General features: G+C 67.2%; 15 protein-coding genes. 11 read left to right on the top strand and 4 right to left on the bottom strand.

Translation table 11 applies throughout. The features are described 5' to 3' along the window. The first annotated feature begins 18 nt into the window (after window positions 1-18). Window positions 19-1,554 carry a lysine--tRNA ligase gene (gene lysS, locus LCI23_RS04765; RefSeq protein WP_224944826.1) on the top strand — a complete coding sequence of 512 codons (1,536 nt, stop codon included), beginning with the start codon at window positions 19-21 and terminating at the stop codon, window positions 1,552-1,554. Window positions 1,555-1,719: 165 nt separating this feature from the next. Here the strand turns inward: lysS and ppnN are convergent, their stop codons facing one another. Beyond that, entirely contained in the window at window positions 1,720-3,090 is a 1,371-nt protein-coding gene (gene ppnN / locus LCI23_RS04760; protein WP_224944824.1) for a nucleotide 5'-monophosphate nucleosidase PpnN, read from the bottom strand. Between the two features lie 255 nt (window positions 3,091-3,345). Between ppnN and LCI23_RS04755 the strand changes: the two genes are divergently transcribed. Then, on the top strand, window positions 3,346-4,845 hold the full coding sequence (locus tag LCI23_RS04755) for a peptide MFS transporter (protein ID WP_224944822.1): 1,500 nt from the start codon (window positions 3,346-3,348) through the stop codon (window positions 4,843-4,845). A gap of 161 nt (window positions 4,846-5,006) precedes the next feature. Here the strand turns inward: LCI23_RS04755 and LCI23_RS04750 are convergent, their stop codons facing one another. Together LCI23_RS04750 and LCI23_RS04745 are read right to left on the bottom strand one after the other, a co-directional pair. Then, window positions 5,007-6,158, bottom strand: a complete 1,152-nt coding sequence (locus LCI23_RS04750) for a tetratricopeptide repeat protein (RefSeq protein WP_224944820.1) — start codon at window positions 6,156-6,158, stop codon at window positions 5,007-5,009. A 445-nt stretch (window positions 6,159-6,603) separates the two neighbouring features. Next, window positions 6,604-7,503 (bottom strand): LysR substrate-binding domain-containing protein, encoded by a 900-nt coding sequence (locus tag LCI23_RS04745; protein WP_224944818.1) that lies wholly within the window; start codon window positions 7,501-7,503, stop codon window positions 6,604-6,606. A 106-nt stretch (window positions 7,504-7,609) separates the two neighbouring features. On the opposite strand from LCI23_RS04745, the gene LCI23_RS04740 reads away from it, so the two are divergent. Beyond that, on the top strand, window positions 7,610-8,533 hold the full coding sequence (locus LCI23_RS04740; protein ID WP_224944816.1) for an NAD-dependent epimerase/dehydratase family protein: 924 nt from the start codon (window positions 7,610-7,612) through the stop codon (window positions 8,531-8,533). A 196-nt stretch (window positions 8,534-8,729) separates the two neighbouring features. On the opposite strand, the gene LCI23_RS04735 is transcribed toward LCI23_RS04740, so the two are convergent. Further along, complete coding sequence (locus tag LCI23_RS04735; RefSeq protein ID WP_224944814.1) at window positions 8,730-11,021, bottom strand: OPT family oligopeptide transporter; 2,292 nt, start codon at window positions 11,019-11,021, stop codon at window positions 8,730-8,732. Between the two features lie 217 nt (window positions 11,022-11,238). On the opposite strand from LCI23_RS04735, the gene LCI23_RS04730 reads away from it, so the two are divergent. The 8 genes from LCI23_RS04730 to mfd all read left to right on the top strand — a co-directional run bounded on the left by LCI23_RS04730 (window position 11,239) and on the right by mfd (window position 22,771). Beyond that, on the top strand, window positions 11,239-13,578 hold the full coding sequence (locus LCI23_RS04730; protein WP_224944950.1) for a penicillin-binding protein 1A: 2,340 nt from the start codon (window positions 11,239-11,241) through the stop codon (window positions 13,576-13,578). Window positions 13,579-13,760: 182 nt separating this feature from the next. Then, complete coding sequence (locus LCI23_RS04725) at window positions 13,761-14,153, top strand: phosphonate transporter (RefSeq protein WP_224944812.1); 393 nt, start codon at window positions 13,761-13,763, stop codon at window positions 14,151-14,153. A gap of 32 nt (window positions 14,154-14,185) precedes the next feature. After that, on the top strand, window positions 14,186-15,556 hold the full coding sequence (locus tag LCI23_RS04720; protein WP_224944810.1) for a sensor domain-containing diguanylate cyclase: 1,371 nt from the start codon (window positions 14,186-14,188) through the stop codon (window positions 15,554-15,556). Continuing rightward, window positions 15,546-17,318, top strand: coding sequence for a bifunctional diguanylate cyclase/phosphodiesterase (locus LCI23_RS04715; RefSeq protein WP_224944949.1), 1,773 nt, complete (start codon window positions 15,546-15,548; stop codon window positions 17,316-17,318). Before LCI23_RS04720 ends, LCI23_RS04715 begins: the two co-directional genes overlap by 11 nt. 146 nt (window positions 17,319-17,464) lie before the next feature. Then, a complete protein-coding gene (locus LCI23_RS04710; RefSeq protein ID WP_224944803.1) occupies window positions 17,465-17,740 on the top strand; it encodes a hypothetical protein in 276 nt (91 codons plus the stop codon). A 163-nt stretch (window positions 17,741-17,903) separates the two neighbouring features. Further along, the gene (locus tag LCI23_RS04705; protein WP_224944802.1) at window positions 17,904-18,107 is read left to right on the top strand and encodes a hypothetical protein; all 204 of its coding nucleotides are present in this window, start codon (window positions 17,904-17,906) and stop codon (window positions 18,105-18,107) included. A gap of 225 nt (window positions 18,108-18,332) precedes the next feature. Continuing rightward, on the top strand, window positions 18,333-19,208 hold the full coding sequence (locus tag LCI23_RS04700) for an HDOD domain-containing protein (protein ID WP_224944801.1): 876 nt from the start codon (window positions 18,333-18,335) through the stop codon (window positions 19,206-19,208). A gap of 116 nt (window positions 19,209-19,324) precedes the next feature. After that, window positions 19,325-22,771 (top strand): transcription-repair coupling factor, encoded by a 3,447-nt coding sequence (mfd, locus tag LCI23_RS04695; protein WP_224944800.1) that lies wholly within the window; start codon window positions 19,325-19,327, stop codon window positions 22,769-22,771. Window positions 22,772-22,787 lie beyond the last annotated feature (16 nt).

Below are 22,787 nucleotides of genomic sequence, written 5' to 3'. Positions count from 1 at the left end.
AAAACAGTCCATCCCATCATGACTACGGAAAACCAAGACCAGACGCCGGTGCCGGCGCTCGACGAGAACAAGATCATGGCCGAGCGCCGCGCCAAGCTGGCCGCGCTGCGCCAGCAGGGCAACCCCTTCCCGAACGACTTCGTCCCGCAGGACAAGGCCGCCGACCTGGTCGAGACCTACAAGGGCAAGACCCGCGAAGAGCTGGAAGCGGAACCGGTTGCCGTCAAGCTGGCCGGCCGCATGATGCTGCGCCGCGAAGCCGGCAAGAAGGCCGCCTTCGCCACCCTGCAGGACAGCTCGGGCCCGATGGCCTCGGGCCGCATCCAGATCTACATCACGGTGGACTCCGCCGGTGAAGAAGCGATGGAAGCGCTGCGTTCCTACGACCTGGGCGACATCCTGGGCGTCGAAGGCACCCTGTTCAAGACCAAGGTCGAGGAACTGACCATCAAGGTCACGGAGCTGCGCCTGATCGCCAAGGCCCTGCGCCCGCTGCCGGACAAGTTCCACGGCCTGGCCGACCAGGAGACCAAGTACCGCCAGCGCTACGTCGACCTGATCATGAACGAAGAGACACGCCGTACCTTCAAGGCGCGCACCGCCGCCATGTCCTCGATGCGGCGCTTCATGGAAAAGCACGGCTTCATGGAAGTCGAGACCCCGATGCTGCACCCGATCCCGGGCGGCGCCGCGGCCAAGCCCTTCATCACCCACCACAAGGCGCTGGACATGGAAATGTACCTGCGCATCGCGCCCGAGCTCTACCTGAAGCGCCTGGTGGTGGGCGGCTTCGACCGCGTGTTCGAGATCAACCGCAACTTCCGCAACGAGGGCGTGTCGGTCCGTCACAACCCGGAATTCACGATGATGGAATTCTATGCGGCCTACACCGACTACAAGTGGATCATGGACTTCACCGAGCAGGTGATCCGCCAGGCCGCGATCGATTCGAACGGTAGCGCCGTACTCACCTATGGTGGCCGCGAACTCGACCTGTCCAAGCCGTTCCAGCGCCTGACCATCGTCGAAGCGATCGACAAGTACGCGCCGGGTTACACGGCCGAGCAGCTGAACGACATGAGCTTCCTGAAGCAGGAACTGCTGAAGTTCGGCGTCAAGCCCTTCGCGACGTCCGGCCTGGGCGCGCTGCAGCTGGCCCTGTTCGAAGAGACCGCCGAAGCCCTGCTGTGGGAACCGACCTTCATCATCGACTATCCGGTGGAAGTGTCGCCGCTGGCGCGCGCCTCGGACAGCCGTGAAGGCATCACCGAGCGCTTCGAGCTGTTCATGGTGGGCCGCGAGATCGCCAACGGCTTCTCGGAACTGAACGATCCGGAAGACCAGGCCGCGCGCTTCCTGTCGCAGGTGGCGGCCAAGGACGCAGGCGACGACGAAGCGATGTTCTACGACGCCGATTACATCCGCGCGCTCGAATACGGCATGCCGCCGGCCGGCGGCTGCGGCATCGGCATCGACCGCCTGATGATGCTGATCACGGATTCGCCGAACATTCGCGACGTGCTGCTATTCCCGCACCTGCGCAAGGAAGACTGAGCGATATTGTGCTCATGAAAAAAGCGGCCTCGGCCGTAATGCCGTTCAGTTAAGGGGGCGTAGGGTGGGCGGCTACGCCGCCCACGCGGTGATAGTTAGCCGATGGAAAGCCGCACGCGATGATTTCGCAGCTGGTCGACCGCGTGGGCGGGAAACCCGCCCACCCTACTGAACGATCGTATAGCAGGGCGTGTAGGCCTTGCCCGGCAGTTTCATCCGGCTCTGCTCCACGAACGAGGCCAGCAGCGCATCCATCGGTTCCATGATCGCGCTCTCGCCCTGGATCTCGTACTTGCCGTACTGCTCGATCGCGCGGATCCCTTCCTCCTTCACGTTACCCGCCACGATGCCCGAGAAGGCGCGCCGCAGGTCGGCCGCCAGCAGGTGCGGCGCCTGGTTGCGGTGCAGGTTCAGGTTGCGCATGTTCTCGTGGGTCGGACGGAAGGGTTTCTGGAATTCCGGGTCGATGCGCAGGCGCCAGTTGAAGTAATAGGCGTCGCTGTGGGCCTTGCGGAACTCGCGCACCGCCTTGATGCCGCCGTCCATCTCGCGCGCCACCGCTTCCGGATCGTCGACGATGATCTTGTAGCGTCGCCGCGCAGCCTCGCCCAGGGTGAGCCCGATGAAGTGGTCGATCTGGTCGAAGTAGGCACGTGCCGAGGCGGGTCCCGTAAACACCAGCGGGAAGGGCATCTCGGCGTTCTCCGGATGCAGCAGGATGCCGAGGATGTACAGGATCTCTTCGGCGGTGCCGGCCCCGCCCGGGAACACGACGATGCCGTGCCCGGTGCGGACAAACGCTTCCAGGCGCTTCTCGATGTCGGGCATGATGACCAGGTCGTTGACGATCGGGTTCGGCGATTCAGCCGCGATGATGCCCGGCTCCGAGATGCCGAGATAGCGTCCGCCGCGGATGCGCTGCTTCGAGTGGCCGATGGCGGCGCCCTTCATCGGGCCCTTCATCGCGCCCGGGCCGCAACCGGTGCAGATATCGAGCTCGCGCAGGCCGAGCGCGTAGCCGACTTCCTTGGTATAGGTGTACTCGACCCGGTTGATCGAATGGCCGCCCCAGCACACCACCATGTTCGGATTGCGCTGCGGCTGCAGCACGTTGGCGTTGCGCAGGATGTGGAATACCGCGTCGGTAATGCCTTCCGGGCGGTTCAGGTCGAACTTCGGATTGTCGGTAACTTCGAAATGCACATACACGATATCGCGCAGCACCGAGAACAGGTGCTCGTGGATACCGCGGATCATCCTGCCGTCGACGAAGGCGTGCACCGGCGCGCTGCGGATGTCGAGCTTGATGCCGCGCTCGCGCTGCAGGATGTTGATGTCGAAATCGCGGTAGCGCTCCAGCAGCTCCTTGCCATCGTCGATCGAGCTGCCTGAATTGAGCACGGCGAGCGCGCACTTGCGGAACACGTCGTACAGGCCCCGCTTGCTGGTGTCGAGCAGCTTGGCGACTTCGGCTTTCGACAGGACTTCGAGCCGGCCTTCCGGAGAAATAAGGGCATCGATTACTTCATGGGTCATGGTTTTGTTTTCCCTTTCGAACGGTAACACGTCTGGCCTGATTGCCAATATACGCCAAAGCGCCGCGTTTTGTCCCTACGCTTGGCGCACCTGTTCGCCGCCCTCCACAGGCACGCCACGCGTCAATACAACATCCAGAAAAAGTTCGCTGGCGATGAGCGATTTACACTAAAATGCGTGCCAACTGGAATTTTCCGGATTCGGCAATTCCAATAAAAACGATCGTTTAAAAAACACTATTTCGGGAGGAACCGCATGAGCGGTGCAGCTACTTCAGCCAAGGGACCGATCCCAGAATTCAAGCAGATCATGGGCCATCCAGCGCCATTGTGGATGCTGTTCATGACTGAATTCTGGGAACGCTTCGCGTTCTACGGCATTCGTTGGGCCCTGGTGCTCTACATCGTCGCCCAGTTCTACGGTGGCGACGCCGTCGGCCAGGCCGACGCCAACCTGACCTACGGTTCCTATCTCGCCCTGGTGTATGCCGGCGCGGTCCTGGGCGGCTACGTGGCCGACCGGGTCATTGGCTACCAGCGTTCGATCCTGGTCGGCGCGGTGTTCATGGCGGCCGGCCTGTTCATGATCACCCTGCCCGACCAGGAGATCTTCAAGCTCGGCCTGGCCACCATCATCGTCGGCAACGGCATGTTCAAGCCGAACATCTCGGCCATGGTCGGCCAGCTGTACTCGATCGAAGATACCCGCCGCGACTCCGGCTTCACCATCTTCTACATGGGCATCAACGCGGGCGCCTTCTTCGCCCCGATCGTCACCGGCGAACTGGCCGAGCGCCTGAGCGACGGCGCCGTGCCGGCCTACAAGGCGGTGTTCTTCGCCGCCGGCATCGGCATGCTGATCGCACTGGTGTGGTTCTACATCGGCCGCAAGCAGCTCAAGGGCATCGGTGCGCCGGTCGGCGAACTGGCCAGCCCGAAGCGCCTGCTCGGCGTGATCGTCGGCTCGCTGGTCGTGATCCCGGTCGTCTACCTGCTGCTGCGCGCCGGCGCCGCCAACCTGCAGATCGTCCTGTCGATCATGTTCGTGATCCTGGCGCTGATGCTGATCGTCGAAGGCGTCCGCGAAGGCAAGGTGTCGCGCGACAAGACGATCGCCATGATGATCATCTTCTTCTTCAACATCCTGTTCTGGTGCTTCTTCGAGCAGGCCGGCAGCTCGTTCACCTTCCTGGCCGACCAGATCGTCAACCGCAACTTCCTCGGCTGGGAAATCCCGGTCGCCTACTTCCAGTCGGTGAACTCGGTGGCCATCATCGCGCTGGCACCGATCATCGCCGCGATCTGGGTCGCGATGGGCAAGCGCAACGTCAACCCGTCGATCCCGCGCAAGTTCGGCCTGGGCATCATCATCAACGGCCTGGCCTTCGGCCTGCTGATGTACGCGCTGTCGCAGCTGCTCGACCCGGTCGGCCAGATCCCGGCCTGGACCCTGCTGGCCGTGTACACGATCCAGTCGATCGGTGAACTGTGCCTGTCGCCGATCGGCCTGTCGATGGTCACCAAGCTGGCCCCGACCCGCCTGGTGGGCCTGGGCATGGGCGGCTGGTTCCTGTCGACCGGTATCGGCAACAACCTGTCGGGCATCTTCGCCTCGCACGTCTCGGGCGAGTCGGGCATGTCGGTGGCCTCCGCACTGAGCGGCTACACCTCGGGCTTCTACATCCTGCTGGGCGGCGGCATCCTGCTGTTCCTGCTGGCCCCGCTCATCCAGAAGCTGATGCACGGCGTGAAGTAAGCGTCTTCGCTTTCACATGAGAACGGCGGCCCGCGGGCCGCCGTTTTTGCACGCGCAAGCACGGCGGGGTTCCACGCAACAGGAAGAGAACAGATGTCTGATTGATACATCAGACTTTGTACGGCATGAATGCAAGCTGGAACCATCTGCCTGCCCGGCCCTTACCTGCTGGTCCACGCTCCGAAAGCCTGTTCAATGTAATCAAGCGGGTTCGCCGCAGCATTGAGACCGTGGAGCACCTGCTGTGCCTTTTGCAGTGTTGACGGATCCAAGCTCGCATCCGGAGTGAGGCGCTCAGCCTCCGATCGCATCAGAACATTGCCGATCGACGCGAACCGGTGCAAGGCATGGGCCAGCACCAGGTTGACAGGCACGCCCTCTCCCCTCAGGTACAGGGTTCCCATGGCGAAGTAGGCACCACGGTAGGCGTGCGACGCGGACCTGCGAATCCACCACTTTGCCGTCTCCAGGTTTTTCTCTACGCCTTCGCCGTTCTTGTACGCCAGACCCAGCGACAGCTGAGCCGATTCATCCTCGTCGGCCGCGGCCTGTCCATACCAGTAGGCTGCCTGCGCCAGATCCATTTCGGTACCGCGGCCGTTTGCATACATGCTGGCGAGCAGGCGCTGAGATTCCAGGTGACGCCTCTTGGCCGCATTGGTGAGATGTTCGATTGCGGCAGGATAGTTTTGCGGAACCTTCGTTCCTGAAAGGTACAGCCTGCCCAAATGATGTCGCGCCTGGTTGTGGCCGCGTTGCGCCGCTTTTGCATACCAGGACAGGGCTGTGTCGACATCGATTGCCGTACCATGTCCAAACTCGTACAAGATTCCGAGGTGATGCTGAGCGCTAGAGACGCCGTCCCGAGCAAGGCGCTCATAGACGGCGAAAGCGTCTTCGTATCTTCCTTCACGATATGCCTGCTCGGCATTCCTGATCGCGTCGGTAGTTTGCTCGAGCGACAGCAGCCTGTTATTCGAGAAGTGCGATTCTGCCTTGATCTCGTCGAGCACACTCAGGCCCAGGGCGCGCGCCTCGCTCAGGATGAACGGCCGCGCCCGATCGGCGCTGTCCCAGACCAGGTCCAGTTTGTAGACCGCGCCGGGTGGCCTGCCGTCGAGCGCCCCTTCGACCCACACGGAACCGCTGGAGCAGGGAAAGTGGGACATCAGGCGCTCGGCCAAGGTGGGGAAAGTCGTATTGTCCGGTGCTGCCCGCTGATACAGCCGGCCGAGGAGAGCAAAGGTGTCGGGGAGATTGGTCGGAAAGCGTTCATCGTCGGGCTGGCGCCAGACCCAAAATCGATAGCTCATCGTATCGTTCTTATGAAATGTTCTCGCTCCACCATATTTCATTGGCGAGCTTGCCGTAGCTGACCACCATCTGCTTCGGGCCGACGGCAGGATCCACACTTATGCATCGATCCGCGCAGGCCTGGCGATTCGTATGACAGCGCGATGCGTGATCGTCAGGATATGATTTTATCATTCGCATGATGATGCTTCCCTATAGGCGTGCCAACGCAGCCTTCCACCGCTCGCCGATCGGCCGGTATTTGCCCGCACCGCCGACAAACTCGACAACACCTGGCAGCCAGCGACGCCTTCCCGCATTCGGTCTCGCGGCGGCATGCCGGTCCCGGATCGCGCGGACATACCGTGCAATTCGTAAACACTGCCAATCTTCCATATGCCGAAAATGTCTACCGAACGGGTAGCGATTTTAGTCAGAGCAGGCAAGAGGTTCCGTTGGGCGTACTTAGCGCCGGTCCAGCGTCGCTTCCATCGCGCGCATCTCGGCCACCATCCAGTCGCGGAAGCGCTGCACCTTCAGCATCCCCTCCTTGTGCGGATTGGCCAGCAGCCGGTAGCCGCTTTCGAAGCGCGCGCTGCGGCAGGGAATCTGGCGCAGCGCGCCTGACTGGATGTCCCCGAACGCGATCCCGTAGGGCACCAGGGCCACCCCCTGCCCCGCCACCGCCGCCTGCACCAGCACGCCCCAGTGCGTGTACACGCGTGAAAAATCATACCTGCCCTTCAGCGCACGGTTCTCGTTGAGCAGTTGCAGCCAGGCCTCGGGCGACTGCACCACCAGCAGGTGGTGCTGCGACAGGTCGGCCAGCGTGAGCGCTTCCTGGCCAGGCGCCAGCAGCTCCGGGCTGTACACCGGCACCAGGCGCTCGCGGAACAGCACCGTCGGATCGCCCTCCGTCACCTGTCCATAGCGGATCGCGACGTCGGTGCTGTCGGCCTGCAGGTCGACCGGCGCATCGTTCGAATCGATGCGGATGTCCAGTTCCGGATACTGCTTGGTGAAACGGTGCATGCGCGGCACCAGCCACTTGATCGCGAACGAATGCGTGGTCGAGATGCGCAGCACCGCTTCCTCGTCGCCACGCTGCAGCGCGGCCACCTTGGCGCGCAGGTCGGCCAGCATGCGCCCCGTGGCCACCGCCAGTTCCTGACCCTTTTCGGTGAGCGAGATGTGGCGCGGATGACGCACGAACAGCGCGAAGCCGATGTTTTCCTCGAGCTGCTTGACCTGCAGGCTGACCGCGGCCGGCGTCTTGTGCAGCTCGCGCGCAGCCAGCTTGAAGCTGCCCCAGCGCGCGGCGCAGTCGAAGTCGAGCAGGCCGGAAAGGCTGCGCAAGGGTTTCATGAACGCTCCATGAATAAATATTTCTTATTCATTGTACGTACTTTTTCTCGGTTGCCGGTTTTTGCTGCTTTGCAGAAAATATACCGACTCCTACAAGGGAAACATCATGGCCAAGCATATACTGGTGATCGGCGGTACCCGCTACTTCGGCAAACTCCTGGTGCAGCGCCTGCTGCGTGCGGGCCACCAGGTCAGCATCGCCACGCGCGGCTATGCGCCCGACCCTTTTGGCGAGCGCATCACCCGGATCCGGGTCGACCGCCGCAACGAGCACGCGATGCGCAACGCCTTCCGTGACTGCCGCTACGACATCGTCTACGACCAGATGTGCTATTCGCCGCTCGACGCCGCGATCTCGACCCGGGTCTTCGCCGGCAAGGTGGGTCGCTACGTGATGAGCTCGACCATCGACGCCTACCGCGAGGCGGCTCCCACCGCCGAGGGGACCTACCGTGAAGCCGACCTGCCGGTGCTGGCGCGCCGCATCGACACCCACTACCCGTGGCACGACCCTGGCCGCGCGGTGGAGAGCTACGTGGCGGGCAAGGTCCAGGCCGAGGCCTACCTGGTGCGCGACGGCAACCTGCCGCTGGCCACGGTGCGCCTGGCCCATGTGCTGGGCGGGCCGGAGGACTTCACCGGACGCCTGGCCCATTACGTCGACCTGGTGCGCGCCGGCGCGCCCCTGCGTTACACCAACGCTGCGGCGCGCGTGTCCTTCATGGAAGCGGCGGGCGCCGCCGACTTCCTGCTGTGGGCGGGCATGCAGGACTTCCTCGGTCCGGTGAATGCCGCCGACGATGGCGCCCTGTCCGCTTTCGAGCTGCATGCGCGCGTCGCGCGGGTGCTGGACGAGCCGGCCGCGGCGACGCGGGTGGCGGCGCAGGCGCCGGGGCAGCTGTCGCCCTTCGATTTCGCCACGCCGCTGGCGCTGGACACGGCACGCGCCCGGGCGCTGGGCTACCGCTTCGGGCACACGGACGACTGGCTGGACGACGCGGTCCGGCATCACGACCTGGCCTTCGTTTAAGCCCTCCAGCGCAAGCCTGGGCGCGCCGCCCGTAGGGTGGGCGGCTGTTCCTGCTCCTTGTGCGCCGCCGGCTGCGTGCGCGCCGCCCACGCGCCCAAGGTGTCAGGTCACGCGGCGCGGCGCTGCATGGACTGGCTGACCGCGTGGGCGGCGGGCAGGCCGCGGGCAAAGCGGCTCCGCGCTAGAGCCGCCCACCCTACGTCTTGGCTTGCGGTTTTTCGCGCGCCACCCAGTACAGCAGCGCGATGATCAGCGCGTACGGAATCAGGGTCAGCAGGTGCGAATCCGGTCCCGCGAAGAACGGGTTCGAGGCTTCGGCCCACTTGGCCATGCTGGTGTCGAAGTCGGTCAGCACGCCCGCCGTGATGGCGATGACGATGCCGGCCAGGGCGCCGCCCGCGATGTAGCCCGATGCCAGCAGCGTGCCCGAGCTGCGGTCGCCCGCGGCCTGGCGCGCTTCCTCGTTCAGGCTGGCGTACTGGGGCAGGCGCCCGTTGCGGCGGTCCGTTACCCAGCGCACCAGGCCGCCCACCGCGATCGGCAGGGTCGAGATCAGCGGCAGGTAGACACCCACCGAGAAGGCCAGCGCATGCACGCCCGCCATCTCCAGCACCACCGAGATCATCACCCCGAACAGCACCAGGGTCCAGGGCAGTTCCTGGTCGAGGATGCCCTTGATGATATAGGACATCAGGACCGCCTTCGGCGCATCGTACTTCTTCACCTCGGTGCCGTCCGGACGCGTCTTGTGGGTGCCGTTGATGCCGGGGTCGACCAGGTAGGCCAGGCGGCCGTCGTCCGCCACCAGGTACTTGCCGGCCGGGCCGCCGGCGGTATCGGTCTTCTGCCACACTTTATAGGTGCGGGTGTCGCTGGCGGCCTGCGGACCCTGCAGCTGCGCGGTCTCGGTCAGCTTCGACGCGTCCACCCGCAGGTTCGGCGCCACCTGGGCCGCCGGCACGTAGACCGTGCCGGCCTCGTTCAGCTTGAGCAGGATCGGTCCCAGGATCAGGGCCGAGGCGAAGGCGCCGCACAGGATCGCATACTGCTGCAAGCGCGGGGTCGAGCCAACCAGGTAGCCGGTCTTGAGGTCCTGCGAGGTGGTGCCGGCATTGCTGGCGGCGATGCAGACGATGGCGCCGACCGACAGCGCGGTCACGTAGTACTGGCCGCCGGTCCAGCCCATCACCAGGAAGATCAGGCAGGTAAACAGCAGCGTGGCCACCGCCATGCCGGAGATCGGGTTCGACGAGGAGCCCACTTCGCCGGTCAGGCGCGAGGACACGGTGGCGAACAGGAAGCCGAACACCAGGATCAGCAGCGCGCCCAGCAGGTTCATGTGCAGCGGGGTAGCCACCGTGATCACGGCGATGATGGCCAGGCAGCCGATCACGACCCACTTGAGCGGGATGTCGCGCTCGGTGCGCAGGGTCTCGCCGCCGGCCTTGTCCCTGGCAGCAACCGAACCCTTGCCCATGCCGGCCAGGCCGCCGGTCAAACCCTTCCAGATGGCCGGCATCGAGCGCACCAGGGCGATCAGGCCGCCGGCCGCCACCGCGCCCGCGCCGATGTACAGCACGTAGGCGTTGCGGATGTCGTCGGGGCCCATGTCCTTGATCAGGGTGGTGGCCGGCGCCAGCGGCACCGTGAGGAGCTCGCCGAAGAACGCGATCATCGGAATCAGGAGCAGATAGGACAGCACGCCGCCGGCCGCCATGGTCAGCGCGATGCGCGGGCCGATGATGTAGCCCACGCCGAGCAGCTCGGGCGAGACTTCGGCGCCGGCCGAGCCGCCCTTGAGCGGGCTGGCGAACTCGAAGTTGACGTAGTCGCGCCAGCCCTTGAAGGACACGCTCAGGGTCTTGTACAGCAGGCCGATGCCGAAGCCGCCGAAGATCAGCATCGCGCGGCGGCGGGCGTCGCGCGCCGCGTCCGACCCGTCCTCGCGGACTTCGCCGGCGGCCACGCGCGAGGTCTCGGTGGCGGCGGCCTTGAGCACCTCGGCGCAGGCCGTGCCTTCGGGGTACTTCAGTTCGCGGTGGGCGTCGACGATCATGGTGCGGCGCATCGGGATCATCATCAGGATGCCCAGCAGCCCGCCCAGCACGCCCACCAGCATCACGCGCGAGATCTCCAGGTCGAAACCGAGGATCATGATGGCCGGCATGGTCACGCCCAGGCCGAAGGCGAGCGACTCGCCGGCCGAGCCGGCGGTCTGGGTGATGCTGTTCTCGAGGATGGTCGATTCGCGCGCGCCGAATTTCTTCGCCGTGTGGAACAGGGTGATCGCGATCACCGCCACCGGGATCGAGGCGCTCACCGTCAGGCCCACCTTCAGCACCAGGTAAAGCGAGGACGCGCCGAAGATCATGCCCAGCACGGTGCCCATGACGAGCGCGCGCAGCGTCATCTCGGGCAGCTGGGCATTGGCCGGTATGTATGGCTTGAAGGCGGTCGCGCCCGGGCTGGAAGGCGAATCGTAAGGCATGGAAGTTCCCCTGGAATGCATACTTTGGCAGAGCCGAAGGCGTGACTATCGCATAGGACGTTATGGAAGGAAAGCGCTTTGACAGAGTAGAATGCGGCGGACACCATGCCCCGGCCGCGCCGGCGCAGCCCTGCAACCCAGCCCGCGACCGCCCGTGAACAAGCCCGCTTCGACACCCGCAACCACTTCCGCGCGCTCCGGCGCGCGCCGCCTGCGCATGCTGGTCTTTTTCAGCCTGGCCGCGCTGGTGCTGCTGGCGGCCGGCGCCGTGCTGTACGTCATGGTGGCGGTGCTGCCCAAGGTGCCGAAGATCGACGCGGTGCTCGACTACCAGCCCAAGATCCCGCTGCGCGTGTATACCGCCGACGGCCACCTGATCGGCGAATTCGGCGTCGAGCGGCGCGACTTCGTGCCGATCGCGCGCATCCCGGCGCCCATGAAGGAGGCGCTGCTGGCGATCGAGGACGCGCATTTCTACCAGCACCAGGGCATCGACTGGCGCGGCGCGGCGCGCGCCGTGCTGTCCAACCTGCGCGAAGGCTTTGGCGCCGGCGGCGCCTCGACCATCACGATGCAGGTGGCGCGCAACTTCTTCCTCACCAATGAAAAGGTCTTGTCGCGCAAGCTGATCGAGATCGCCCTCGCCTACCGGATCGAGGACGCGCTCACCAAGGATCAGATCCTGGAGCTGTACATGAACCAGGTCTTCCTCGGCAACCGCGCCTATGGCTTCTCCAGTGCGGCCCGCGCCTACTTCGGCAAGCCGCTCGAGGAGCTGAGCCTGGCCGAGACCGCGATGCTGGCCGGCCTGCCGCAGAACCCCTCGCGCCACAACCCGATCGCCAACCCGAAGCGCGCGCAGCAGCGCCAGCACGCCGTGCTCAAGCGTCTATACGAACTGGACCGGATCGACGAGGCGGCCTACCGCCAGGCCCTGGCCGAGCCGCTGCGCATCCACCGCGGCGGCCAGGTCTTCGACACCCGCGCCGACTACGTGGCCGAGCTGGCGCGCCAGGCCGTGTACGCCCAGTTCGGCGACGCCGCCTACGAGCGCGGCATCGTGGTCACCACCACCATCCTCAAGGCCGAGCAGGACGCGGCCTACGAATCCGTGCGCCGCAACGTGCTCGACTACGACCAGCGGCACGGCTACCGTGGCCCGGAAGCGCGCATCGACCTGCCGCATGACCCGGACGAACGCGAGGAAGCGATCATCGAGGCGCTGCAGAAGCGCCCGCAGAGCGAAGGCCTGCTGCCGGCCGTGGTGCTGGCCGCCTCGAGCCAGCGGGTGGAGGTCGAGCTGCTCAGCGGCGAGCGCCTGTCGATCGGGGGCGCCGGCCTGAAGTTCGCCGCGCGCGGCCTGGCCGCCGGCGCCAGGAACAGCCTGCGCATCGCGCCGGGCGCGGTGGTGCGCGTCAGCCAGCGTCCCGGGAAAGACAAGGCGAGGGACAAGGACGAGGGCTGGGCGATCGCCCAGGTGCCGCAGGTGGCGGCCGCCTTTGTCGCGCTCGACGCCGACACCGGCGCCTACCACGCGCTGGTGGGCGGCTTCGACTACAACCTGCAGAAGTTCAACCACGTGACCCAGGCCTGGCGCCAGCCTGGTTCCGCGATCAAGCCGCTGGTCTACGCGGCGGCGCTCGACAAGGGCTACGGCCCGGGCACCCTGATCCTCGACGCGCCGCTCGAGATGCCGGGCGAGAACGCCGGCGCGACCTGGTCGCCGCAGAACGACGACGGCGTGTTCGACGGGCCGATCACGATGCGTTACTCGCTGGCGCATTCGAAGAACGTGACCACCGTGCGCCTGCTGCGTGCGCTCGGCGTCGACCAGGCCCACGACTACCTGGGGCGCTTCGGCCTGGACCTGGCGCGCCACCCGAAGAACCTGACCCTGGCCCTCGGCACCGGCGCCATGACGCCGCTGCAGATGGCGGGCGCCTACGCCGTGTTCGCCAACGGCGGCTACCGCATCAAGCCCTACCTGATCGCCCAGATTCGCGACGGCGACGGCAGCATCCTGCAGGACAACCGCCCGCCAGCGCGCCAGGAAGGCGCGCGCGTGCTCGACGCGCGCACGGCCTTCGTTGCCGATTCCATGCTGCGCGACGTCACCCGCTACGGTACCGGCGCCGCCGCCGTGCGCCAGCTGGGCCGCGCCGACCTCGCCGGCAAGACCGGCACCACCAGCGACGCCATCGACGGCTGGTTCGCCGGCTATGGCGGCAAGGTGGTGGCGGTGGCCTGGATGGGCTACGACGAACCGCGCTCGCTCGGCGGGCGCGAGTTCGGCGCCACGCTGGCGCTGCCGATCTGGATCGACTACATGCGCGTGGCGCTGGGCGCCCGGCCCCAGCCGCCCGATGCCGCGCAGCCGCCGCCCCCGGAAGGCCTGGTGCGCGACCACGACGATTGGGTATTCGAGGAATTCGCCGGCGACCCGGGACTGCGCGCCATCGATATCGCGCCGGAAGACCTGGCGCCGCAGGAAGACGACGAGGGCGCGGAGGAAGAAGAAGAAGAAGAGCCGTCAGCGGCGTCCGCCGGCGAAGCCTGAGACCCTGCGGCTCCTGGGCCGGGTAGGGCGCCCGCGGCGTTGCCGGCCGCGCCTGCCCAGGCTGCATGAGCGGGTGTGCATCGACGTCACTCGGACGCTGCGCACAATTGACAAACCTGCTGGCGGCGTGTCAACATCAATTTCCTCAAATCAACTGTCGCGAAAAGTCGCGCCCGCCTGTCATGAATGTATCTACGCTGAGCTTCTCGCGCCCCGACCTGGCCGAGGAGCTGGACCGCTGTTCGCCGGAACAGCTCGACGGGCTAGACTTCGGCGTGATCGCCTTCGACGCCGATACGATGGTGCAGCGCTACAACGCCTTCGAATCGCAGGCGGCCGGCCTGTCGCCGCAGCGGGTGCTGGGCCAGCCCCTGTTTACCAATGTGGCGCCATGCATGAACAACTTCATGGTGGCCCAGCGTTTCGAGGATGCCCAGGAAGACGGCAGCATGCTGGATGCCACCATCGACTATGTGCTGACCCTGCGCATGCGCCCTGTCAAGGTGGCCCTGCGCCTGCTGGCCGCGCCGGGCGGCGTGTTCCGCTACGTGCTGGTGCAGCGCCAGCCGCGCTGAACCGCGGCACCGATCCACTGCCAGGGACCCGCATGCGCCACCCGCCCGAGGACTTCGCCGAGCTGCGCGCCGAGCACGAAGCGCTGATCCAGTTCCTGTACCTGGCGCCGGTTGGCCTGGTGCAGGCCGACGCCGACGGCGCCATCGGCATGATCAACCCGATCGCGGCCCAGCTCCTGATGCCGCTCTCGCGCGACGGCGGCCTCGACAACCTGCTGACCCTGCTGCAGGACGTGGCGCCCGATCTGCGCCACCTGTGTGCGCGCTACGAGCGCCCGGCCGGCAAGATCTGCGACGGCCTGCACCTGCACCTGCATGCCGGCGGCAACGCCCGGAAACAGCCGCAGATCCTGTCCCTCACCCTGCTCAAGCTCGACGCCGGGCGCCTGATGGCGGTGCTGGAGGACGTCACGCTGCAGGTGCGGCGCGAGCGCCAGCTGCGCCAGAACGAGGCCTGGCTGAACGCGATCCTGACCGGCATCGCCGACTATGCCCTGGTCGGCCTCGACGCCCAGGGCGCGATCGCCGCGTGGAACCCCAGTATCGCGCGCGTCACGGGTCACGGCCAGGACGCGGTGGGACGCCCGTATTCGATCTTCTATCCCCCCGATGGCATGACGCCCGAACACCTGCTCGACCGCCTGCGCGAAGCCGGACGCGACGGCTGGAGCCTGGACGAAGGGCGGCGCGTGCGCGCCGATGGCAGCGCCTTCTGGGGCAGCGCCCTGATCGCGCCGCTGCCGGAACGCGAGCCGCCCAGCGGCGCGGTGCCGGAAGGCCCGGCCTATTGCCTCATCCTGCGCGACATCAGCGAGCAGCGCGGCGCCAGCGAACAGCGGCGCCAGGAAGCCTTCGCCGACCACCTCACCGGCCTCGCGAACCGGCGCGCCTTCTTCGAGGCGGCCGGGCGCGAACTGGAACGCAGCTGCGCCCTGGCGCGCCCGACCGCGGTGATCGCCTTCGACGCCGACCATTTCAAAACCATCAACGACCGCCACGGCCATCCGGCCGGCGACGCCGTGCTGCGCCACCTGGCCGGGCTGCTGCTGAGCACCTTCCGCGAAGTGGACGTGGTGGCCCGCGTCGGCGGCGAGGAATTCGCGGTGCTGCTGCCGTCCACCGGGCTGGCGCAAGCGGCGCTGGTGGCGGAACGCCTGCGCGACGCGGTGGCGGCCCAGGCAGCCGAGGTCGACGGCGTGCGTATCGCCTGCACGGTCAGCGCCGGCGTGGCCTGCCTGGACGATGGCGAAGGCGGCATCGACCTGCTGCTCAAGCGCGCCGACCAAGCCCTGTACGCGGCCAAGCGCGGCGGCCGCAATCGGGTAGAAAGCTGGCGCCCGGCACTTGCCGGCGCCCCCGTCCACCAGTCCGAAGGAAACGAAGGTGCCGAGCATGTTGCCTGACCCGAGCGATGCCTACGAAACGCTGGTGCAATTCCTGTACCGCGCACCGATCGGCCTGGCGCAGATCGCGCCCGATGGCACGGTCGAGATGCTCAACCCGATGGCTTCCAGCCTCCTGATGCCGCTCGCCTGCGATACCGGTCTCGAGAACCTGTACGCCGTGCTGGCCCCGGTCGCGCCCCAGTTGCCGCAGCTGGCGGCCGGTTTCGCCGACAGTTCCGGCGTGATCTGCGAAGGCCTGCGCGCACCGCTGCCGCCGGCGCTGACCGCGCCCGGCAGTCCGCAGGTACTCGGTATCAGCCTGATGAAGCTGGACGCCCAGCGCCTGATGGCGGTGGTCGGCGACGCCACGCTCGAGGTGCAGCGCGAGCAGGAGACCCTGCTGCGCCGCCTGCGCAATGCCGCGCGCACCGACGCGCTGACCCGGATGCCGAATCGCGAAGCGGTGCGCGAGCAGCTCCAGCACCTGGTGGCGGGGCCGCATGCGACCTCCGACTTCGCGGTGCTGTTCATGAACTGCGACCGCTTCCGCCAGGTCAACGACAACCTCGGCCAGGCGGTGGGCGACGCCCTGCTGGTGCAGGTGGCCGACCGCATCCGCGGCGCGCTGCGTCCGCCGAGCGACCGCATCGGCCCCGCCGCCGGCACTGCCAGCAGCCAGCTGGCCGCGCGCGTCGGCGGCGACGAATTCGTGGTGGTGCTCGACGGCCTGCGCGCGCGTGAAGACGCCGAGCGGGTCGCGGCGCGCCTCCTCGACGCGCTGGGACGGTCCTACCGTGTGCAAGGCCACGACGTCGTGTGCAACATCAGCCTGGGCCTGACCTGGGGCGCCGACGCCCTGCATGGCGGCCTGCGCGACGCCGACGAGATCCTGCGCGATGCCGGCATCGCCATGGTCGAAGCCAAGCGCGCCGGCGGCGCGCGCCAGGTGGTGTTCGACAGCAGCATGCGCGAACGCGCCGCGCGCCGCGCCGACATTGAGGCCGAACTGCGCCAGGCGCTGGTCGAGGAGCAGCTGTTCGTGGTGTACCAGCCCGTGGTCGGCCTGCTGCCCGACGGCGGCACCGACCATGCCGCCGGGGTCGAGGCCCTGGTGCGCTGGCGCCATCCGCAGCGCGGCATCGTGCCGCCGATCGAGTTCATCGGCGTCGCCGAGGAGTGCGGCCTGATCGGCGCGGTGGGCGACTTCGTGCTGGAGCGCTCCTGCCGCGATTTCATGGACTGGCAGGCGCGCCTGGGCGGCGCCGCGCCGCGCGTGATCGCGGTCAACCTGTCGCGCGCCCAGCTCGGCCAGCCAGGGTGGATCGACGGCGTGCGGCGCGTGCTGCAGGCCACCGGCATGCCGCCCGGCCAGCTGCAGCTGGAAGTCACCGAAAGCCTGGCGGCCCAGGACCAGGACATCCAGCAGCGCCTGCACGAGCTGAAGGCGCTCGGCATCCAGCTCGCGCTGGACGACTTTGGCACCGGCTATTCCTCGCTGTCCAGCCTGCACCTGCTGCCGGTGGACACGGTCAAGATCGACCGCTCCTTCGTGAGCCAGGCCGATACCAGCCACCACCACCGGGTGCTGATCGAAGCCACGGTCAAGGTGGCGCAGAGCCTGGGCATGAAGACGGTGGCCGAAGGCATCGAGACCGCGTCCCAGGCGGAGGTGGTGCGGGCCCAGTGCTGCGCCAAGGGACAGGGCTATTTCTATAGCCGGCCACTGCCGGCGCCGGAACTGCTGGCCTGGCTGGCCGGGCAGCAGCCCATGGCGGCCTGAACGAGGGCACGGGCGGCCAGCGCTCGCCCGACCCTCTTGCGCAAGCTTGTGCGTACGCTCCTACACGCACTGGCGACCTGTTCCTATTTCACGCGCCCGCGCCTGCTCGCATGATTGGCAAACCCAATTAGACGAGGAGATAGCGCATGAACAAGTCCTTCCAAGGCGCCCTGCTGGGCGGCATCCTGGCCATGTCGCTGGCCGCCTGCAGCTCGACCGGCAGCGACGCGACCACTACCACCTCCGGCTCGACCACGCCGGGTGCCACCACGGCCACCGGCATCGGCGGCACCAACAACGGCGTGGTACGCGACAGCACCACCGGCAACGGCGTACCCTCCTCGGCGGGCCAGGCCGGCACCAACGTGTCGAACACCACCACCAACCCGGCGACCAACACCGCAACCAGCACCAACCGCTGACCGCCGTAGCGCCCGCCAGCAGGCCCGCGCGCCACGCCGGACGGGCCTGCCGATGGCGCCTGTATGTACGCTGCTTCCTACATTGACTGGAGCGCTGCGCCTATTTCACGCCTGCCGCGCGCCTCGCATGATGGCCTGACCCATCCACGACGAGGAGATCCGCATGAACAAATTGAACACCGCATTGCTGGGCGTCCTGGCCAGCCTGGCGCTGGCCGCCTGCACCACGACCGGCAGCGGCACCACATCCGGCAGCAGCGCCAGCCCGTCCGGCCAGAGCGGGACTGCGACGCCGACCACCAACGAATCGGTCACCACGCCGACCACCACGCCGCCTCCAAGCACGACGCCGGCTGGCGGCAGTTGAGCCAGGCGCGGCGTGGGATCCCGCCCACGCGCTGACCATCGTTGCGCCGGCGGGACGGCGCGGCACATGGGGTAGAATCGGCCTGCCCTGGCTCGACTTCTGCCCACCATGAAAAATTGGCTTGCCCGCCTGTTCGGCGGAAATGCGCATCCCGACGAGGCGCCCTGCGCCCTACAGTCCCCGGCCGCAGCCGGCGACGCGCACGCCGTGCCCGCGCCTGCGGCCATGCCCGAAGTCGCTCCCTTCGACCTCGACCTGGCCTGCTACCGCTGGCTGACCGCGGGCGTGGCCCACGCCGGCAGCATGCCGGAGGAGCTGGTTCTCGACGAGCTGGCGCGGCTGGCGCGCCAGCCGGAAGCCGCCGCCGACCTGGTGCCGCGCGTGCCCGCCGTCGTCCCGCAACTGCTGCGCAGCCTGCGCGACGAGGCAATGTCGGCCGGCGAGCTGGCGCGCCAGGTAGGCCAGGACGTGACCCTGGTGGCCGAAGTCATCCGCGAAGTCAACAGCCCCTATTACCGCGCCACGACCCGCGTCACCAACATCGAGGGCGCGCTCATGCTGCTGGGCCAGAATGGCCTGCGCATGCTGCTGGCGCGGGTCGCTTTCCGACCGGTGATCAGCGCCCAGACCGGACGCCTGGCGCGCCAGGCCGCGCCCCGCCTGTGGAGCCAGTCCGAGAAGTGCGCGCAGGCGGCCGCACTGGCCGCGCCCGCCCTCAAGGCCAATCCCTTCGAGGCCTACCTGGCGGGGCTGATGCAGAACGTGGGGCTGGTGGTGGCGCTGCGCCTGGTGGACCAGCTGGCCGGCAGCGCGGCGCTGCCGCAATCCGAACGCTTCGCGGGCGCGCTGCTCGAGCACGCGCGCACCCTGTCGGCGCGCATCGCGGCCTCCTGGGAATTTCCGCCGCCGGTGGGCGCGGCGATCCTGCACGCCGGCCGTGCCGAAGCCGGGCCGCTGGCCCAGGCCCTGCACGCAGGCGAGCGCCTGGCCAAGCTGCGGGTGCTGGCCGAGGCCGGCGTCGGGGAAGCCGTGGCGCTGGCCGCCGCCCTGCCCGCGCCCGAGGCCGGCATCTACGGGCGCCTGCGCAGCGATGAGGAATAAGGCGGCGCGGCCCTGGGCATAGGCGACCCAGCCGCGACGGGCCCTGGTGGCCCGGCGTTGGACTGGCCGTTCGTCTATAATGGACAGCCCCTGTTGCGAACGTCACTGCGCGCTCAATGCCTTTCGATCTCAAGAAAAACCTGCCCAAGCCAGCCTCCCGATTTGCCCTGCCTGCCCTGCATGGTTCAAGCGACGCCTATGCGCTCGCCAGCGCCGCGCTGGCGCTCAAGGCCAGGGGGCAGATCCTCACCGTCATCGTGGCAAACGCCAGCGACGGCCAGCGCCTGCTCGAGGAGATTCCCTGGTTCGCGGACGGCGCATTGTCCTGCCACCTGCTACCGGACTGGGAAACCCTGCCTTACGACGCTTTCTCGCCGCACCAGGACCTGGTGTCGGAGCGTCTCGCCACGCTGCACGAGATCCGCAACGGCCAGTGCGACGTACTGGTGGTGCCGGCCACCACCGCGCTGGTGCGGCTGGCCCCGCCGTCCTTCCTGGCAGCCTACACCTTCTTCTTCCGCCAGGGCGAACGCCTGGACGAAGCCAGGCTCAAGGCCCAGCTGACCCTTGCGGGTTATACCCACGTGGCGCAGGTGATGTCGCCCGGCGAATATTCGGTGCGCGGCGGCCTGATCGACCTGTTCCCGATGGGCTCCGCCCTGCCCTACCGGCTCGATCTGTTCGGCGACGAGGTCGAGTCGATCCGTACCTTCGATGCCGACACCCAGCGCTCGCTGTACCCGGTGAAGGAAGTGCGCCTGCTGCCTGGCCGCGAATTCCCGATGGACGAGGCGGCGCGCAGCGCCTTCCGCGGCCGCTGGCGCGAGCGCTTCGAGGGCGATCCTTCGCGCTCGCCGATCTACCGCGACATCGGCAACGGCATCGCCTCGGCCGGCATCGAATACTACCTGCCACTGTTTTTCGATGAGACCGCGACCCTGTTCGACTACCTCCCCGAGGACGCCACCCTGGCCCTGGTGGGCGACATCGAGGCCGCGATCGGGCGCTTCTGGCGCGATACCGAGTCGCGCTACAAGTTCCTGAAAAGCGACCGTGAGCGGCCGATCCTGGAACCGCGCGAACTGTTCCTGGGCGCCGAACAGTTCTTCACGTGCGCCAAGCCGCACGGCCGCTGGACCATCGGCCGCGACCCGTCCGCCCAAGCGTCCGAACTGTCCGCGCCGATCCCCGACGTGGCGGTCAACCGCCGCCTCGACGATCCGCTGTCGAGCCTGCGCGCCTACCTGGCGCGCCAGGACGCGCGCGTGATGATCGTGGCCGATTCGGCCGGCCGCCGCGAGACCCTGCAGCAGTACTTCCACGAATACGGACTGGATCCGGTGCCGGTGGACGGCTTCGCGGGCTTGCGCGCCGCCAGCGGCCCGCTGGCGCTCGGCGTGGCGCCGCTGCAGGCCGGCTTCGAACTGAACGAAGACGCGGCCGGGCGCCTGGTGTTCATCACCGAGACCGAGCTGTACGCGGGCTCGGGACGGCGCGCCGGCAAGAAGAAGCAGGAAGCCACCAGCCAGGTCGAGTCGATGGTGCGCGACCTGTCCGAGCTGAAGATCGGCGACCCGGTGGTGCACATCAACCACGGCATCGGGCGCTACATGGGCTTGATGAGCATGGATCTTGGCGAAGGCGAGACCGAGTTCCTGCACCTGGAATACGCCAAGGAAACCAAGCTGTATGTGCCGGTCTCGCAGCTGCACGTGATCTCGCGCTACTCCGGCACCTCGCCCGAGGACGCGCCGCTGCACAGCCTCGGTTCGGGACAGTGGGACAAGGCAAAGAGAAAGGCTGCCGAGCAGGTGCGCGACACGGCCGCCGAGCTGCTCAACCTGTACGCGCGGCGCGCGGCGCGCCAGGGCCACGCCTTCGAGTATTCGAGCACCGACTACGAGAACTTCGCGGCCAGCTTCGGCTTCGACGAAACGCCCGACCAGGCCGAAGCCATCCACAACGTGATCAAGGACATGACTTCGGGCCGCCCGATGGACCGCCTGGTGTGCGGCGACGTCGGCTTCGGCAAGACCGAGGTCGCGCTGCGCGCGGCCTTCATCGCCGTCATGGGCGGCAAGCAGGTCGCGATCCTGGCGCCCACCACCCTGCTGGCCGAGCAGCATGCGCAGACCTTCGCCGACCGCTTCGCCGACTGGCCGGTCAGGATTGCCGAGTTGTCGCGCTTCCGTACCGGCAAGGAAATCAACAATGCGATCAAGGGCATGGCCGACGGCACCCTCGACATCGTGATCGGCACCCACAAGCTGCTCTCGCCCGACGTGAAGTTCACCCGCCTGGGCCTGGTGATCATCGACGAGGAACACCGCTTCGGCGTACGCCAGAAAGAAGCGCTGAAGGCGCTGCGCGCCGAGGTCGACGTGCTGACCCTGACCGCGACCCCGATCCCGCGCACGCTCGGCATGGCCTTGGAGGGACTGCGCGACTTCTCGATCATCGCCACCGCGCCGCAGAAGCGCCTGGCGATCAAGACCTTCGTGCGCAGCGAGGACGGTTCGATCATCCGCGAAGCCTGCCTGCGCGAACTGAAGCGCGGCGGCCAGATCTACTTCCTGCACAACGAGGTCGAGACCATTGAAAACCGCCGGTCCATGCTCCAGGAGCTGTTGCCGGAGGCGCGCATCGGCGTGGCGCACGGCCAGATGCACGAGCGCGACCTGGAAAAGGTGATGCGCGACTTCGTCGCCCAGCGCTTCAACATCCTGCTGTGCACGACCATCATCGAAACCGGCATCGACGTGCCGACCGCGAACACCATCATCATGCACCGCGCCGACCGCTTCGGCCTGGCCCAGCTGCACCAGCTGCGCGGACGGGTCGGCCGTTCGCACCACCAGGCCTATGCCTACCTGCTGGTGAGCGACGTGGGTGGCCTGACCAAGCAGGCGCAGCGCCGCCTCGATGCGATCCAGGCGATGGAAGAACTGGGCAGCGGCTTCTATCTCGCCATGCACGACCTGGAGATCCGTGGCGCCGGCGAGGTGCTGGGAGAGAGCCAGTCGGGCGAGATGCTGGAGGTCGGCTTCCAGCTGTATTCCGACATGCTGAACGAGGCGGTACGCTCGCTGAAAGCCGGCAAGGAGCCGGACCTGGCCGCGCCGCTGTCCTCCACCACCGAGATCAACCTGCACGTGCCGGCCCTGCTGCCATCGGGCTACTGCGGCGACGTGCATGAGCGCCTGTCGATCTACAAGCGCCTGGCCAACTGCGAGAGCCAGGACCGGATCGACGCCATGCAGGAAGAGCTGATCGACCGCTTCGGCAAGCTGCCCGAGCCGGTCAAGGCGCTGATCGAGACGCACCGCCTGCGCATCGCCGCCAAAGCGGTGGGCATCGTCAAGATCGACGTCCACGGAGAAGCCGCCAACCTGCAGTTCATGGAACAGCCGCCGATCGATCCGGTCAGGATCATCACCCTGATCCAGAAGAACCGCCACATCAAGCTGGCCGGCCAGGACAAGCTGCGCATCACGGCCAGCATGCCCGACCTGGCGGCCCGCGTGACGCAGGTGAAACAGACCATCAAGCAACTGCTCGCTTGAAAACCGGATAGGGAAT

The sequence above is a fragment of the Massilia sp. MS-15 genome (assembly GCF_020176695.1).
GTDB lineage: Bacteria > Pseudomonadota > Gammaproteobacteria > Burkholderiales > Burkholderiaceae_D > Telluria > Telluria hydrophila.
Note: the sequence above shows the minus strand (reverse complement) of the source record. Positions and strands in the feature narration are given on the sequence as shown.

Excerpts from the sequence above, each read along its gene's own strand:
- mfd (WP_224944800.1), top strand. The coding sequence starts at position 19,325 with ATGCCTTTCGATCTCAAGAAAAACCTGCCCAAGCCAGCCTCCCGATTT.
- LCI23_RS04750 (WP_224944820.1), bottom strand. The coding sequence starts at position 6,158 with ATGAGCTATCGATTTTGGGTCTGGCGCCAGCCCGACGATGAACGCTTT.
- LCI23_RS04745 (WP_224944818.1), bottom strand. The coding sequence starts at position 7,503 with ATGAAACCCTTGCGCAGCCTTTCCGGCCTGCTCGACTTCGACTGCGCC.
- LCI23_RS04715 (WP_224944949.1), top strand. The coding sequence starts at position 15,546 with ATGTTGCCTGACCCGAGCGATGCCTACGAAACGCTGGTGCAATTCCTG.
- LCI23_RS04740 (WP_224944816.1), top strand. The coding sequence starts at position 7,610 with ATGGCCAAGCATATACTGGTGATCGGCGGTACCCGCTACTTCGGCAAA.
- LCI23_RS04700 (WP_224944801.1), top strand. The coding sequence starts at position 18,333 with ATGCCCGAAGTCGCTCCCTTCGACCTCGACCTGGCCTGCTACCGCTGG.
- LCI23_RS04735 (WP_224944814.1), bottom strand. The coding sequence starts at position 11,021 with ATGCCTTACGATTCGCCTTCCAGCCCGGGCGCGACCGCCTTCAAGCCA.
- LCI23_RS04730 (WP_224944950.1), top strand. The coding sequence starts at position 11,239 with ATGCTGGTCTTTTTCAGCCTGGCCGCGCTGGTGCTGCTGGCGGCCGGC.
- LCI23_RS04710 (WP_224944803.1), top strand. The coding sequence starts at position 17,465 with ATGAACAAGTCCTTCCAAGGCGCCCTGCTGGGCGGCATCCTGGCCATG.
- LCI23_RS04725 (WP_224944812.1), top strand. The coding sequence starts at position 13,761 with ATGAATGTATCTACGCTGAGCTTCTCGCGCCCCGACCTGGCCGAGGAG.
- ppnN (WP_224944824.1), bottom strand. The coding sequence starts at position 3,090 with ATGACCCATGAAGTAATCGATGCCCTTATTTCTCCGGAAGGCCGGCTC.
- LCI23_RS04720 (WP_224944810.1), top strand. The coding sequence starts at position 14,186 with ATGCGCCACCCGCCCGAGGACTTCGCCGAGCTGCGCGCCGAGCACGAA.
- LCI23_RS04755 (WP_224944822.1), top strand. The coding sequence starts at position 3,346 with ATGAGCGGTGCAGCTACTTCAGCCAAGGGACCGATCCCAGAATTCAAG.
- lysS (WP_224944826.1), top strand. The coding sequence starts at position 19 with ATGACTACGGAAAACCAAGACCAGACGCCGGTGCCGGCGCTCGACGAG.
- LCI23_RS04705 (WP_224944802.1), top strand. The coding sequence starts at position 17,904 with ATGAACAAATTGAACACCGCATTGCTGGGCGTCCTGGCCAGCCTGGCG.